This is a genomic window from Acetobacter malorum, assembly GCF_001580615.1.
Taxonomy (GTDB): domain Bacteria; phylum Pseudomonadota; class Alphaproteobacteria; order Acetobacterales; family Acetobacteraceae; genus Acetobacter; species Acetobacter malorum.
In genome coordinates, this window is the sequence record NZ_LHZC01000043.1 from 1 (window position 1) to 14,380 (window position 14,380).

At 61.1% G+C, this 14,380-nt stretch carries 13 protein-coding genes; all 13 read right to left on the reverse strand.

Annotation, left to right across the window (positions count from 1 at the left end):
• Positions 1-143: 143 nt before the first annotated feature.
• Positions 144-1,040, reverse strand: a complete 897-nt coding sequence (locus AD930_RS04840) for an OmpH family outer membrane protein (RefSeq protein WP_082781709.1) — start codon at positions 1,038-1,040, stop codon at positions 144-146.
• 4 nt (positions 1,041-1,044) lie between these two features.
• A complete protein-coding gene (gene bamA, locus AD930_RS04845; protein WP_043551921.1) occupies positions 1,045-3,486 on the reverse strand; it encodes an outer membrane protein assembly factor BamA in 2,442 nt (813 codons plus the stop codon).
• Positions 3,487-3,615: 129 nt separating this feature from the next.
• Positions 3,616-4,728, reverse strand: coding sequence for an RIP metalloprotease RseP (gene rseP / locus AD930_RS04850; RefSeq protein ID WP_208598573.1), 1,113 nt, complete (start codon positions 4,726-4,728; stop codon positions 3,616-3,618).
• Between the two features lie 31 nt (positions 4,729-4,759).
• On the reverse strand, positions 4,760-5,917 hold the full coding sequence (dxr, locus tag AD930_RS04855; RefSeq protein WP_061505337.1) for a 1-deoxy-D-xylulose-5-phosphate reductoisomerase: 1,158 nt from the start codon (positions 5,915-5,917) through the stop codon (positions 4,760-4,762).
• Between the two features lie 64 nt (positions 5,918-5,981).
• Positions 5,982-6,812, reverse strand: coding sequence for a phosphatidate cytidylyltransferase (locus tag AD930_RS04860; RefSeq protein WP_061505338.1), 831 nt, complete (start codon positions 6,810-6,812; stop codon positions 5,982-5,984).
• Positions 6,809-7,489 carry a polyprenyl diphosphate synthase gene (gene uppS, locus AD930_RS04865; RefSeq protein ID WP_197056279.1) on the reverse strand — a complete coding sequence of 227 codons (681 nt, stop codon included), beginning with the start codon at positions 7,487-7,489 and terminating at the stop codon, positions 6,809-6,811. Before uppS ends, AD930_RS04860 begins: the two co-directional genes overlap by 4 nt.
• A 113-nt stretch (positions 7,490-7,602) precedes the next feature.
• Positions 7,603-8,124, reverse strand: a complete 522-nt coding sequence (frr, locus tag AD930_RS04870; RefSeq protein ID WP_052404034.1) for a ribosome recycling factor — start codon at positions 8,122-8,124, stop codon at positions 7,603-7,605.
• Positions 8,125-8,268: 144 nt separating this feature from the next.
• Positions 8,269-9,006, reverse strand: coding sequence for a UMP kinase (gene pyrH / locus AD930_RS04875; protein WP_043551915.1), 738 nt, complete (start codon positions 9,004-9,006; stop codon positions 8,269-8,271).
• 113 nt (positions 9,007-9,119) lie between these two features.
• Positions 9,120-10,019 (reverse strand): GTPase Era, encoded by a 900-nt coding sequence (gene era / locus AD930_RS04880; RefSeq protein WP_061492264.1) that lies wholly within the window; start codon positions 10,017-10,019, stop codon positions 9,120-9,122.
• Entirely contained in the window at positions 10,012-10,758 is a 747-nt protein-coding gene (gene rnc, locus AD930_RS04885) for a ribonuclease III (RefSeq protein WP_043551911.1), read from the reverse strand. The genes era and rnc overlap by 8 nt, the downstream gene beginning before the upstream one ends.
• On the reverse strand, positions 10,755-11,564 hold the full coding sequence (lepB, locus tag AD930_RS04890; protein WP_043551910.1) for a signal peptidase I: 810 nt from the start codon (positions 11,562-11,564) through the stop codon (positions 10,755-10,757). Before lepB ends, rnc begins: the two co-directional genes overlap by 4 nt.
• 76 nt (positions 11,565-11,640) lie before the next feature.
• The gene (acpS, locus tag AD930_RS04895; RefSeq protein WP_061505339.1) at positions 11,641-12,048 is read right to left on the reverse strand and encodes a holo-ACP synthase; all 408 of its coding nucleotides are present in this window, start codon (positions 12,046-12,048) and stop codon (positions 11,641-11,643) included.
• Positions 12,045-14,330 (reverse strand): RelA/SpoT family protein, encoded by a 2,286-nt coding sequence (locus AD930_RS04900; RefSeq protein ID WP_082781714.1) that lies wholly within the window; start codon positions 14,328-14,330, stop codon positions 12,045-12,047. Before AD930_RS04900 ends, acpS begins: the two co-directional genes overlap by 4 nt.
• Between the last annotated feature and the right edge of the window lie 50 nt (positions 14,331-14,380).

Genomic DNA, 14,380 nt, shown 5'->3' on the forward strand with positions numbered 1-14,380 from the left:
CCCCGCCGCGGGAAGAGTGCCTTCCCGCGGGGGGGCCAGTGTGGCTCCGGCTGCTTCAGCCAGAGCCTGCCCGTCAAACGGACCGGACCGTGTAAAAAACCGGGGGTCAGCAGGCCCCGAAGACGCTTTGGTGCTGGTCATCCTTACTTATGCGCTGCCGGAGCGGCGGCAGGTGCCGCAGGAGCGACTGCCGGAGCCGGACCCGTTGCAGGCGTTTCCTGATCCGCATCCGCCGTCGTCGGCATCTTGCCGGATTTTGCCAGCACTTCCGGGTCCACATTGGCGTCCGGAATAAACACGGACGGCAGCACACCATTCAGCTGCTTGGCCACTTCGTTGGTAATGTCCTGCCCGTCCACATGCAGAGCAACCTGCTCGCTATGCAGCACGAGGTTCATCCCGTGAGAGCCTGCAACCTTCTGGATAACCTGAACCAGCTCACGCTCGATCTGGCCCAGAGACACCTGAGCGGCTTCCTGAATGATGCGGTTACGATTACGGAAATCGCGCTGCGCCTTCATCACGCGGCTTTGCAGGCTACGTTCACGGTTCTGAATCTGGTCAGACGTCATGGACTTGGCCTGAGCCTGCAGGGTCTGCTGCTCATCCCGCCAGCCAGCCTGCTCTTTCTGCAGGTCCTGTGCCAGCGCATCACGACGGCCACCCAGTGTGCGTTCCACCTGCATAGCCGCGCTGGACTGACGCATGACGCCGGAAACGCTGATCACGCCAATAACGGTCGGCGGGGGCGCAACACTCTTGGGCAGATCCTGCATGGAGGGAATGGGCGGCAGCGGCAGGACCGGCGGCGTCTGCTGCTGGTCTGCTTCGCTGCTGTCAGCCGGGGCGGCAGGCAGCGGAACCGGAGAAGGTGCCCGGCGCTGGGTATGCGCCGCCGGAGGCGCAGGCTGCTGGGCGGCCTTGGGCACAAACCAGCCACCGCCCCCAGCGTTCTGAGCCATGGCAGACGGTGCCAGCGCAACGGAAATTGACAGGAGAGCCGCGGAAAGAGCAGCTGTTCTGTTAAACTTGGGCATCATTACCTCAGAATTGCTGGCCGAAGCCAAAGCGAAGGAGCTGTGTCCGGTCATTGTGACTGCGCATGACAGGCACACCCAGATCGATATTCAGCAAGCCGAACGGACTTTTCCAGGAGAAGCCCGCACCCGCACTCACACGCGGCCGCAGCGTATTACCGCTCACCCGCGTATAATCAGGCTGGTCAGTAACCGGGTTGGTCAGGTTACGGCGCACACGCAGACCGGCAACACTGCCGGAGTCCACAAACGCACGTCCCTTCACACCCATGTCGGACAGGAACGGAATGGGGAAGTTAAGCTGGGCAGACGCCGAGTACATGAAGCGACCACCAAGCAGATCTTCGGACGAATGCCCGTAATACCCGACACTTCGCGGCCCTGCACCACCGTCAAGGAAGCCGCGCAGGTTGTTACCACCGAGATAGAAGTTATCGATGATATCGTGGCGACCGCCGCCCCAGTCCGTCATGTAGCCCATGCCGGCACGGAAAGAGGCCGTCCATTCATGGCTGTTTGTCAGGTCATCCAGCGGGATGTAGTAGGCCGCGTTGACCTTGCCACGCAGATACCGTTCGTTCCCGCCCAGACCGGCGAAATCACCACCTACGGAGACCATGTAGCCGCTATGCGGTGCCATGTGGTTGTCTCGCGTATCATACACCAGATTGGTGCTGAGCTGAGACAGCGTGGAATGGCCTTTCTGATCCAGCACATACCAGGACGACTGATCCCAGGTGTTCCCAACGCCACGGCGGATAAGGCTGTAGCTCCAGGACTGTGACAGATAGCGGTTATAGGCATAACCCATACGCAGGGTCAGACCATACCGGCTTTCAGAATAGTTCTGATAGGTCTGGTATTTGTTCTCAATCCCGAACAGATCGATCCCGGCCACCATGTTGCGGCTCAGGAAGGCCGGATCAGTCACTGAGAAGTCAGCCTGTTTCTGCCACATGGACATGGTGCCAGACAGACCGGCATCCACACCCGTGCCCAGCAGGTTATGCTGTTTGAGGCCAATATTCCCCAGCACGCCAACGTCGGTCGAGTAACCACCACCGAGCGAGAATTCACCCGTCGGCTTTTCCGTCACGTTGACGGAAACGTTGGTGCGGTCCTGTGCGGACCCCTGATTTTCATCAAGAGACACGCTTTTGAAGAACCCGAGATCTTCCAGGCTCTGCTTGGCGTATTTCTTGTAGCTCGGGGTGTACGGGTCCCCTTCTGCAAACGGCAACTGGCGACGGATCACGTTGTCCTGCGTGACGGTGTTCCCGTTCACGTCAATCCGCTCAATATACCGGCGTGGGCCTTCGCTCACATCAAACAGCAGATTGACGGTGTGCTTTTCCGGGTTACGCGCAATTTCCGGACGCACCATAGCGAACGGATGGCCCTGAGCCTGAAGGATTTCCTCCATGTCCGTGGCGTTATCCTGCACGGCCTTGCCGTCGTACCACTGGTGGGCAAACAGCTCGACATACTTACGCAGGGACTTCGCCGGGACGTGCCGCAGGCTGGAGCGGATATCCACTTTACCCAGACGGTAGCGAATCCCTTCGTTCATCGTGAAGGTCACGTAGAAGGATTTGCGGTCCGGAGAGAGTTCGCCCGTGGCGTTCTTGATCTCAAAATCCACATAGCCGTTGGCCAGATAGAAACGACGCAGCAGCTCGGCGTCATATTTCAGACGATCGGGGTTGTACTCATCGGAGGATGAGAAGAACCGATACCAGGCAGTTTCCTTGGAGGAGACCACGCTGGCCAGACGCGCTTCAGAATACGCCTTGTTGCCAACAAAGCTGATCTTACGGATCAGCGTCTGCGGGCCTTCATTGATCTGGAAGACAACGTCCACACGGTTATGCGCCAGACGGACAATCTGCGGCGTCACAACGGCTGCGTAGCGGGCTTTCTGGGCGTAGACGTCCAGAATCTTCTGCCGGTCATCCGCTGTTGTTTCTGCCGAGAACACGGCACGCGGACGCAGGGCGATGACCTTGCGCAGGTCTTCATCCTTCGCAGCGTGATTGCCTTCAAACACAATGCGGTTGACAATCGGATTTTCGACCAGACGCACGTGGAGGATTCCCCCCTCGCGCCGCATGGTCACATCCTTGAACAGCCCTGTGGCGTAGAGCGTCTTCAAAGAGCGGTCCAGATCGTCCTGACTGAACGAATCTCCCGGACGCACCACCATGTAGGACAGCACGGTATTGGTCTCGATACGGGTATTCCCGGAGACCGTAATATCTTCAATCACGCCGCCGGAATGACCGGCAAGCGTGGATGTGGATGCCGAGAGTCTGGCCTGCCGGGCAGGAGATACGGACGCTGGTGACTGCGCACCATGATCCGCTGCTGCAGCCCGCGCGCCTTTTCCTTCCGTCAGGAAGAAAGGGAGCACGCAGACAGAAACAAAGAGGGCTGAACGCTTACCCGTCAAGATTTGCCATCCTCCATCGGGGGCGTTCCCATTTCAGGAGACCGTCCCCTGTTGCTCTGTCGCCCGCAGGGGGACGTATCCGATATAACCCTTGTCACGCAAGTTCTTCCGTTCCAACCCTGCTGTAATTCAGCTTACGAGCGATGCAATCCACTTAAACAGTCCAAAACCAGACAGGTCATTAAATGTCGAAAACAAGAACAGACCTGCAAGAAGCGCGAAGCCAGCCTGAAAGCTGATTTCCTGTATCCGTTTTGAAACCGGACGCCCCCGTACAGCCTCTATGGCATAAAAAACGAGGCGTCCGCCATCAAGAAGCGGCACCGGGAACAAATTTATTAGCCCCAGATTGACGGAAAGCAAAGCCATGAAGGAAAGCAGGCTGGCAAAACCATACTGAGCCACCTGCCCGGAAAGCTGCGCAATCTTGAGCGGGCCGCCCAGATCCTTGGCTGTATGGCGGCCGGTCAGAATTTGCCACACCCCGTCCAGCGTCTGCACGGTCGTTGTCCATGTGGCTTTTACCCCCGCCACCACAGCGCCAGGGACGGAAAGCGGCTTACCGGCTTCTGTCGCAAACATCACGCCAAGCTGGCCATGCGGCGTGGAGGAGGACGACTCCGTGGCCGTCCCGATGGTGACAGGCAGATCCACATCCTGCCCGCCGCGCCGGACGGTCAGTGTGGTCTTTGCACCGGCCTCACCCAGAATGGTGGCCTGCGCATCCTGCACATTCGCCACATCATGCGTGCCGATTCTGCGGATCACATCACCAGCCTGCACCCCGGCAGCCGCCGCAGCCCCGCCCGGCTGCACAGCCGCAATCTCGTTCCGCACGACGGGCTGGCCCACGGAAGCGAAAATGATGGTGAACAGCAGGATGGCCAGCAGGAAGTTGAATACCGGCCCGGCGACAATCACGATCGCCCGGGACCAGACGGATTTATCATGAAAGGTGCGGCCCGGAAGCCACGCGGCCTTCTGCTCCGGCGTGGCGTCTTCCGGGTCTTCAAACCCATGCGGGCGGACGTATCCACCCAGCGGGATGGGGCAGATGCGCCATTCCGTGCCGCTGCGGTCATGCCAGCGGAACAGAGCGGGGCCAAAGCCCAGAGAGAACACTTCCACATGCACCCCCCGCCAGCGCGCCGCCAGATAGTGCCCCAGCTCGTGAATGCTCACGAGCACGCCAAGCACAAAGGCGAAGGAGATGAGTGTACGGAGGTATTCGTGTATCATGATAATCCGAATATCGGCTCAGAGAGCTGTTTTCTCAAGCGGCCAGGGCAAGAGTATGGCTACGGGCCGCCTTGCGGGCTTCGGCATCCCAGTGCAGCACAGCTTCAAGCGTGTCTGCCGGGGGCGCACCCAGAGCCGTCATGGTCTGCTCGACCACGCGGGCAATGTCCAGAAAGCCAATCTGTTCCTTCAGGAAGGCCTCAACCGCAATTTCATTGGCAGCAGACAAAATGGCCGGAGCAGCGCCGCCGCTGCGCAGAGCCTCACGCGCCAGACGCAGCGCCGGGAACCGCACCATATCCGGCGCACTGAATTCCAGCGTTGCGAACGCGGCCAGATCCAGATGGCTGGAGGTCGTGCTCATACGCTTCGGCCAGGCCAGCGTGTGCGCAATGGGGATGCGCATGTCAGCAGAGCCCATCTGGGCAATCAGGCTGCCATCCGTGTATTGCACCAGCCCGTGCACCACGGACTGCGGGTGCACCAGCACGTCAATGCGGTCTTCCGTCAGGCCGAAAATACGGGCGGCTTCAATGACTTCCAGACCCTTGTTGAACATGGTCGCGGAATCGATGCTGATTTTGGCACCCATGCTCCACGTCGGGTGCTTCAACGCCTGTGCGGGCGTTGCGGCTTCCATTTCTTCCAAGCTGGATTTACGGAACGGACCGCCAGAGGCCGTCAGGATGATTTTAGCAACCTGATCCGCCTGCTTGTCGGCCATGGCCTGCGCTACGGCATTATGCTCGGAATCGACCGGCAGCAGCGTGGCCCCGGCGTCTGCCACGGCGCGCAGCATGACATCACCCGCACAGACCAGCGCTTCCTTGTTCGCCAGCGCGATAGATTTGCCGTTTTTGACTGCGGCCAATGTGGGCTCCAGCCCGGCAGCGCCGGTAATGGCCGCCATGGTCCAGTCTGCCGGCAGGCCAGCGGCAGCAATCACAGCCTCACGCCCGCACGCAACTTCGGTGCCGCTTCCGGCCAGCAGGGTGCGGAGTTCTTCAAACGCTTTTTCGTCCGCCACAACGGCCAGTTCGGCTTTCAGGCTTTTGGCCTGCTCTGCCAGCTTTGCCGCATTGGTGCCGCCCACCAGCGCCCGTACCCGGAACTGGTCACGCGCCTGCTCCAGCAGATCCACGGTTGAACAGCCAATGCTGCCTGTGCTTCCCAGAACGGTAACGGTTCTCATTGCGCTTTCTTTCAAACCAGACGAAGGCGGTCTGCCCCCACAGGGCCGTGCCGCATGTTGAGACTCACCCCGGCAGTTTTCCTGCCAGAAACGCGAAAACAGCGTGTGCGCCTGCCGTCCAGAACGGTGCCGGAGCCGCCACACACAAAGACACCAGAGCCGCCGCAGGTGCTGCGACAACCAGACCATCAAACCGGTCCAGCAGCCCGCCATGCCCCGGCAGCAGGGTGCCGGAATCCTTCACGCCCAGCGCGCGCTTCATAGCGCTTTCCGCCAGATCACCCGCCTGCGCTACAACGCCCAGAACAGCGCCCCAAAACGCAGCCGTTGCCACACCACCCTGTCCGGAGAGGGCGGCTATCAGGCAGCCGCACAGCACAGCGCCCACAAGCCCACCCAATGAGCCGGACCATGTTTTTCCGGGAGAAATACGCGGGGCCAGCTTGGGGCCGCCAAACAACCGGCCTGTCAGGTAAGCCGTGCTGTCACTCGCCACCACAACCGCGACCACAAACAGCACCGGCCACACACTCTCCAGCCGCAGCCAGACAAGGGCCGTGCCCGCAAGCACAATCACGCACATGACGGCACATAACTGCGCACCGAAGACAAAAGAACTCAGGCAGAAAAGTGGGAAGGCTTCCCACCGGCCCGTAACGGCCGCCAGCCCGGCCCCAATGGCCCACAGCACATAAATGCTGCCGCGCCATGATTTGGGAGACAAACCAAACAGAATGGCCGCTTCCGCCGCCATACCGCCCATCACGCCAAGAATGAGGATGTCATACAGCAGGCCGCCCATGCCAATGCACAGCCCGGCCACCAGAACCAGCACACAGGCGGACATCAGGCGGGTGCGCAGGTCTCTCCAGGCTGAAGCGTCGGGTTGCGTCATGATGCAGAAGGCCTTGTGCCAAACCGGCGTTCCCGGCGGGCATAGGCCTCCAGCACGGTCGCAAAATGCCCTTCATTGAAGTCGGGCCAAAAAATATCCAGAAAAACGAGTTCCGCGTAGGCGCTCTGCCACAGCAGGAAGTTGGACAGCCGGAATTCCCCACTGGTCCGCACCACCACATCCGGGTCTGGCACGCCAGCGGTCCACAGCTTGTCCGCAAACAGGGTTTCGTTAATTTCTTCGGGCTTCAGATCGCCCTGCTGCACGGACTGCGCCAGACGACGCGCCGCCTGCACAATATCCCCACGGCCGCCGTAAGAGAGGGCCAGCAGCAAGGTTAGGCGACCATTGTTCCGCGTGAGCGTTTCCGCCCGCACCAGCTCATCCCGCAGACTGGCATCAAAGCGCGCCAGATCGCCAATAAAGCGAATGCGCACACCCTCGCGGTGCAGTTCCGCCACCTTATGCCGCAGGTAATAGCGCAGCAGGCTGGTCAGATCCGCAACCTCGGCGGGCTCACGGGACCAGTTTTCGGAAGAAAACGCATACAGCGTCAGATACTTCACGCCGCGATTCATGGCCGCACGCAGGCAGCGGGAGACAGCTTCCGCCCCCGCTTTATGCCCGGCCAGACGCGGCAGACCTCTCTCCAGCGCCCAGCGCCCGTTGCCATCCATAATGACGGCAACATGCGCGGGGACGACAGATTTCCTGTCTACAGTCCCGGATGATTTTGTTGGCACGGCTTCACCACCACGGGCCAGAGAGAGGAATCCCGACGCCACTGGCGTCAGACCTGCTTAATCTCGCGGTCTTTGTCAGCCAGCATGTCATCAATTTTTTTCACATACTGGTCCGTGAGCTTCTGAATGGCGTCAGACCACGTCTTGACGTCATCCTGACTGATCTCACTCTTCTTCTCAAACCCCTTGGCCTTGTCCATGCCATCCCGACGCACGCCACGGGCGGCAATCTTTGCCCCTTCGGCATAGCGGGCCGCAGCCTTGGCCAGTTCATGGCGGCGCTCTTCCGTCAGCTGCGGAATCGGCACGCGGATCAGCTGCCCGTCGGACGCCGGGTTCAGGCCCAGCCCGGAATCACGAATAGCGCGCTCAACAGCACCCACCAGCACGCGGTCCCACACCTGCACGGTAATCATCCGGGCTTCGGGCACGGCAATGGAGCCAACCTGCGTCAGCGGCACTTCACCACCATAGGCTTCCACGCGCACCGGCTCCAGCAGGGCCGGGCTGGCGCGGCCAGAGCGCAGGCCAGCAAAGTCACGACGCAGGCTTTCCAGAGCGCCATCCATGCGGCGCGTCAGGTCTTCCAGAAGGGCATTCAGATCAGACACGGTCTCTCTCCCGTTTCCCGACGGACCCGCACAGGTCCGTCTCATCACTCTCAACAACAGGGTCCGGCGGCAGCACGCCGCGGACACAATAGTCCGTTGGTTTTACGCGGTTTCGATAATCCGCGTGTAAGGGCCTTCTTCACGCATCACGCGCGGGAAAGACCCCGGCTCACCAATGTTGAACACAACAATCGGCAGACGATTTTCACGCGCCAGACTGATCGCTGCGGCATCCATCACGTTCAGCTGCTTGGACAGCACATCCATATAGGTCAGCTGTTCATACCGCACGGCGGACGGGTCACGCTTGGGGTCAGCCGAATACACGCCGTCCACCTGCGTGCCTTTAAGCAGCACATCACATTCCATTTCCGCAGCGCGCAGAGCGGCGGCGGTATCGGTCGTGAAGAACGGGTTGCCGGTGCCGGCAGCAAAAATCACCACCCGGCCCTTTTCCATATGCCGCACGGCGCGACGGCGAATATAGGGTTCGGCAATAGCGGACATCGCAATGGCGGACATCACCCGTGTGGGGAGTTCCTGGCCTTCCAGCGCGTTCTGCAACAGCAGAGCGTTAATCACGGTCGCCAGCATCCCGGCATAGTCACCCTGGGCGCGGTCCATGCCTTTGGCCGCTGCGGCCAGACCGCGGAAGATGTTGCCACCGCCCACAACCAGGCAGACTTCCCACCCGCTGCGCACAACCTCGGCAACATCAGCGGCAATACGCTCAACCGTCTGCTGATCGACGCCATAAGCGCCTGACCCCATCAGGGCCTCGCCGGAAACTTTGAGCAATACGCGTTTACGGGGTGGCATCTCGCCAGTGGAAGCAGTCATTGGCCCTCAATCACGCAGATCGTCTGAAAAAGGCCCTGCCCCCATGCAGGGGCAGGACAAGTCGCCCCTCTCTTATCCTTCATGACGCAAGGCCACAAGCGGTGAGGACCGCCTTATGGCACATCATCCAGACCAATGGCCCGCAGGCGGGCGCGCTCTTCATCCCAGCCGGAGCGCTCTTTTACATTCAGAAACAGGTGGCACGGGCGCTCCAGCAGACCGGAAAGCTGCTTGCGCGCACGCTCGCCAATCTGGCGGATTTTCTGCCCGCGCTCCCCAATCAGAATCGCCTTGTGCCCTGTGCGTCCAACATAAATGGTGGCGTCAATCCGCACGGAACCATCCGGCCGTTCCTTGTAGCTTTCCGTCTCCACCGTCGTGCCATACGGCACTTCTTCATGCGTTTGCAGGAAGATCTGCTCACGCACCAGTTCGGCTGCCAGCAGACGGTCGGGCAGATCGGTCAGATCATCTTCCGGGTAGAGATACGGGCCTTCCGGCAGGCTGGCGGCCAGACGGTCCAGCAGATCTTCCACCCCGCTGCCGGAGCGGGCACTGACCATGAAGACATGCTCCACCGTCAGCTTTTTGGTGATGTCCTGCGTGAGCGGCAGCAGCCGTTCTGGGGAGACCAGATCAGTCTTATTCAGCACCAGCCAGACCTTGCGGCCTGTGGTCGCCAGACGCTCGATAATGCTGCTGACCGCATCCGTCAGGCCGGAGCGCGCATCCACCAGCAGCAGCGTGATATCCGCATCTTCCGCACCACTCCATGCCGCGGCCACCATCGCGCGGTCCAGCATGCGGCGCGGCTGGAAAATTCCGGGCGTGTCCACCAGCAGAATCTGCGTAGTGCCACGCATCAGAATCCCCAGCACACGGGCGCGGGTTGTCTGCGCCTTGGGGCTGACAATGGAGAGCTTAGCCCCCGCCATTTTGTTCAGCAGCGTGGATTTACCGGCGTTCGGTGCCCCCACCAGAGCGGCAAACCCGCAGCGTGTCGTCTCACCCATGTTGCGGGCCTCCAAGTTGTTCAAGCAGATCCGCTGCTGCGGCACTCTCGGCGGCCCGCTTGTTTCCGGCCCGCCCTTCTCCACTCCGGCCACCAGCGGTAACCTGCACCACAAACAAGGGCGCGTGAGAGGGGCCATCGGCCCCGATTGTCTTATACACCGGCAGGCTCTGCCCGCGGCCCAGAACCCATTCCTGCAAGGCCGTTTTCGGGTCCTTGGGCGGGCGGGCCTGCGCATCCAGCAGCGGCTTCCATGCCGTGCGGACAATATTCCGAGCCGGGGCCAGCCCGCCATCCAGAAACACTGCACCCAGCACGGCTTCCAGCGCATCAGCCACCACATTGGCAGTGCTCTGCACGCCAACGCGGGCTTCATGCGTTGCAACAGCCAGACTGGCGGGCAGATCAATCCGCTCGGCAATTTCAGCCAGCGTGGTGCGGGAGACCAGATGCGCCAGACGGGAGCCAAGCGCACCTTCCTGCTCTGCCGGATAGCGTTCGAGCAGCCATTCCGCCATCAGCAGGCCCAGTACACGATCCCCGATAAATTCCAGACGCTCATTGGAGCCCATGCCCCGCGCCTTTTGCGGTCGACGCCGGCCGCCTGCGTTCTGATGCGCGGCAGAGCGATGCGTCAGGGCCTCATGCAGCAGAGCCGGGTTAGCAAACTGATAGTCCAGCCGATCCTGCAGGGCCGTTACGGCTGAGGCTTCTCCGGCGAAGAGTGCGGGGCGCTTCACGTGATGCTCCGGAAAAGACGAGCCCAGCGAATTTCCACCGGCCAGTACCAGATCTGCCAGACCGGATGCGCGGACTCTACAGAGAAGAACACCCGGGACGCATGGCCAACCAGATTTTCCATCGGCACAAAACCAAGGTCTTTCGGGCCATCGCCCATAAAGCGGCTATCGGCACTATCATCCCGGTTATCGCCCATGGCGAAGAAGTAGCCCGGCGGCACGACGTAATCTGGCGTATTGTTCTGCGCGCCATCATCCATCAGCTTGAGCACCTGATGCGCCACAACGCCCTTGCCACTACTGGCGGGCAGCTGTTCCTCACAGGCCTCCCCTTCCATCGGCACGCGGGATTCATCCTGCGCGGTGTAAGGATGCGGGCCGAGGCAGGGCACAAGCTGGTCATTCAGATACAGATGGCCTTCCGTCACGCGGATATGGTCACCCGGCAGGCCGATAATCCGTTTGACGTAATCAAGCGACGTATCCTTGGTGAAGCGGAACACAGCCACATCCCCCCGATGCGGTTCCGCCCCCCACACGCGCCCCTGAAACAGATTGGGTGAGAACGGAAAGGAGAAACGGGAATACCCGTAGCTGTATTTGGACACCATGATGTAGTCCCCTACCTGCAGGGTCGGGATCATGGAGCCGGACGGAATGACAAAGCTTTCAAACAGGAAGGTGCGGAACAGCGTAACCACCAGCACCACGCCGATGATGGTTCTCGCATAGTCCAGCACGAGCTGCCCGATGGTTGCCGGCCCCCCTGCGCCTGATGCCGTGGGAGTCTGGTTCGGGTTGGTCATGTCCTGCACCGCCTGTCTGCGTCGTTAGGTAAGAAAAGAAAAATCGGCGGGATCAAGCCGCGCACCCCAGGGGATGTCAAGCGGGGCGCCCCGAGATAATGACCTCAGCAAAAGCATACGGATGCTCGTCCGTCATGCTCAGCACCAGATGCGGCACCTGCCCTGCTGGCATGATCTGCTGCAACCGCAGCAGGGCCGCGCCAGTGAGCACCAGTGTCGGCTGGCCGGAGGGGAGATTGGCCACCCCGATCTGGCTCTGCGCCACACCTTGCGCAAACCCGGTGCCCAGCGCCTTGGCGCAAGCCTCCTTGGCGGCCCAGCGTTTAGCATAGGCCCCAATCCGGGCCTGACCGCTCCGGCGGTCCGCCCGCGCACGCTCCGTCGGGGTGAAAACCCGGTTGAGGAAACGGTCCCCGAACTGTTCGATCACACGCTCAATGCGGCGCATGTCGCACAAATCCACTCCGGCGGCGATGACACTCACGCGCGTGCCCTGTCAGCCTGAGAGATGCCCTGCGCAGCCCGAAGTGCGGCGATCACGGAGGACAAATGCCGCAGGTCCCGCACTTCCACATCCACAAGGATTTCCATGAAGTCGAGCTGCCGATGCACAATCTTCAGGTTCACCACCGACGCATCCGCTTTGGACACCGTATTGGTAATGGCGGCCAGCACGGCAGATTCGTTCTCGGCCACAATGGTAATGCGCCCCACCCGCAGTTCTCCGCTGCCGGAGCGAGACATGGCGTCATAATCCCAGTCCACGTCCAGAAAACGCTCTGGTGTAGCGGCAAAACTTTCCAGCGTTGGGCAGGTGCGGGTGTGAATGGTCACGCCCTTACCGGTGGCAACCACACCCACAATCCGGTCCCCCGGCAGCGCGTGGCAGCAGGCGGCAAAATGCACCGCCACACCGGGACCAAGCCCCACCAGAGGAATAGCGCCGCCAGACCGGCCACTGCTGGCCCCGCTTGTCGCGCGCGGGCGCGGCCCGGCGGTGCCCAGAACACCCGGCAGGCCAGCCACCATGCGCGGCACACGCGGCGCGCGGCGCAGTTCCGGGTAAGCCGCATGGACAACATCCCGCGCCCCGAGATTGTTGTTACCCACCGACACATACAGATCCTGAAGCGAATTCTGCTTCAGTGTCTTCAGTGTGGTTTCAATAACCTTTTCGGAGCCATCGACCCCTTCCTGACGGAAGGCCTTGGCCAGAGCCGCGCGCCCGCTATCCAGATAGGTCTGGCGCTGCTGCGCGGCCACATAACGGCGGATACGCGCCCGTGCCTTGCCGGTGACCACAAACCGTTCCCACGACGGCGACGGTGCGCCCCCGCGAGCGGTCATGATCTCGACCTGATCCCCATTCTGCAGCTCATGCCGCAGCGGCATCAGACGGCCATTGATCTTGGCCCCCACGCAGGAATCGCCAATCTGGCTATGCACGGCATAAGCAAAATCAACCGAGGTCGCCCCACGCGGCAGCGAGATCAGCTGGCCTTTGGGAGAGAAGCAGAAAACCTGATCCTGATAGAGTTCAAGCTTGGTGTTTTCCAGAAACTCATCCGGCGCGGAGGAGGCTTCCAGAATTTCCAGCAAATCCTGCACCCAGCGCGGCCGACGGAAACCCGCAATCCCGCCACCTTCACTCTCGGCATCACCTTCTTTATAGGCCCAGTGTGCCGCCACGCCGTTTTCGGCAATGTCGTGCATGGCCTCGGTGCGGATCTGCACTTCAATCTTCTGGTTACGCGGGGAACGCAGCGTCACCCCGGTATGGAGGCTCTGATATCCGTTGGCCTTGGGGGTGGAGATGTAGTCCTTGAAGCGCCCGGCAATAACCGGATAGGCGGCATGCACAGCCCCCAGCGCCATATAGCAATCCTCGCGCGTATCCACGACAACACGGAACGCCATGATGTCGGACAACTGCTCGAACGCCACATTGCGGCGCTGCATCTTCTCCCAGATGGAATACGGCGACTTTTCCCGGCCAGAGACGTGAACGTTTTTCAGTCCGGCTTCTTCACACAGGCGCAGCAGTTCCCGCCGCACCTCTTCAATCACGTCAGCCCCCTGCCCGCGCAGATAGTTCAGGCGGGCGCGGATGGTAGCGTCGGCTTCCGGCTCAAGCTGGGCAAAGGAGAGGTTCTGCAGTTCGGTCTTGACCCGATCCATACCGATACGTTCGGCAAGGGGGGCGTAGATATCGAGCGTTTCCCGCGCAATGCGCTGGCGGCGGTCCACCCGCTCCACAAAATGCAGCGTGCGCATGTTGTGCAGGCGGTCGGCCAGCTTGACCAGCAGAACGCGGATGTCCTTCGACATCGCCAGCACAAGTTTGCGGAAGTTTTCGGCTTGCTTGGTGCGGTCGGACTGGAGTTCCAGCCGGGTCAGCTTGGTGACGCCATCCACCAGATCCGCCACGGTCGGGCCGAACTGCGCCCGCAGGTCTTCCTGCGTGATGCCGGTATCTTCAATGGTGTCGTGCAGCAGAGCCGTGAGGATGGACGGCACATCCAGCCGGAAACCAGCCAGAATCATCGCAACCGCCAGCGGGTGCGTTATGTACGGGTCACCATTATCACGAAGCTGGCTCTCATGAGCCTTTTTCGCCACGTCAAACGCGCGGCGAATACTCTCCAGATCAGCATTGGGCGCGTAACCGCGCACAATATTGACCAGCCGGTCACACGTAATCTCTCCACGCCCGGAAGGCTCAGGAGAAACCGGCACGGGGGTGGAGTCCCCCGTTACAGCAGGCAGAAGCGTAGAACCGGCTGAGGAGCCTGCCTCAGACACCAAAGTCCCGGTTC

Coding starts and splice junctions, on each gene's coding strand:
- frr (WP_052404034.1), bottom strand. CDS start 8,124: ATGGATGGCGCTCTGGAAAGCCTGCGTCGTGACTTTGCTGGCCTGCGC.
- dxr (WP_061505337.1), bottom strand. CDS start 5,917: ATGAGAACCGTTACCGTTCTGGGAAGCACAGGCAGCATTGGCTGTTCA.
- lepB (WP_043551910.1), bottom strand. CDS start 11,564: ATGACCAACCCGAACCAGACTCCCACGGCATCAGGCGCAGGGGGGCCG.
- era (WP_061492264.1), bottom strand. CDS start 10,019: ATGGGTGAGACGACACGCTGCGGGTTTGCCGCTCTGGTGGGGGCACCG.
- AD930_RS04840 (WP_082781709.1), bottom strand. CDS start 1,040: ATGATGCCCAAGTTTAACAGAACAGCTGCTCTTTCCGCGGCTCTCCTG.
- AD930_RS04860 (WP_061505338.1), bottom strand. CDS start 6,812: ATGACGCAACCCGACGCTTCAGCCTGGAGAGACCTGCGCACCCGCCTG.
- pyrH (WP_043551915.1), bottom strand. CDS start 9,006: ATGACTGCTTCCACTGGCGAGATGCCACCCCGTAAACGCGTATTGCTC.
- uppS (WP_197056279.1), bottom strand. CDS start 7,489: ATGGATGGCAACGGGCGCTGGGCGCTGGAGAGAGGTCTGCCGCGTCTG.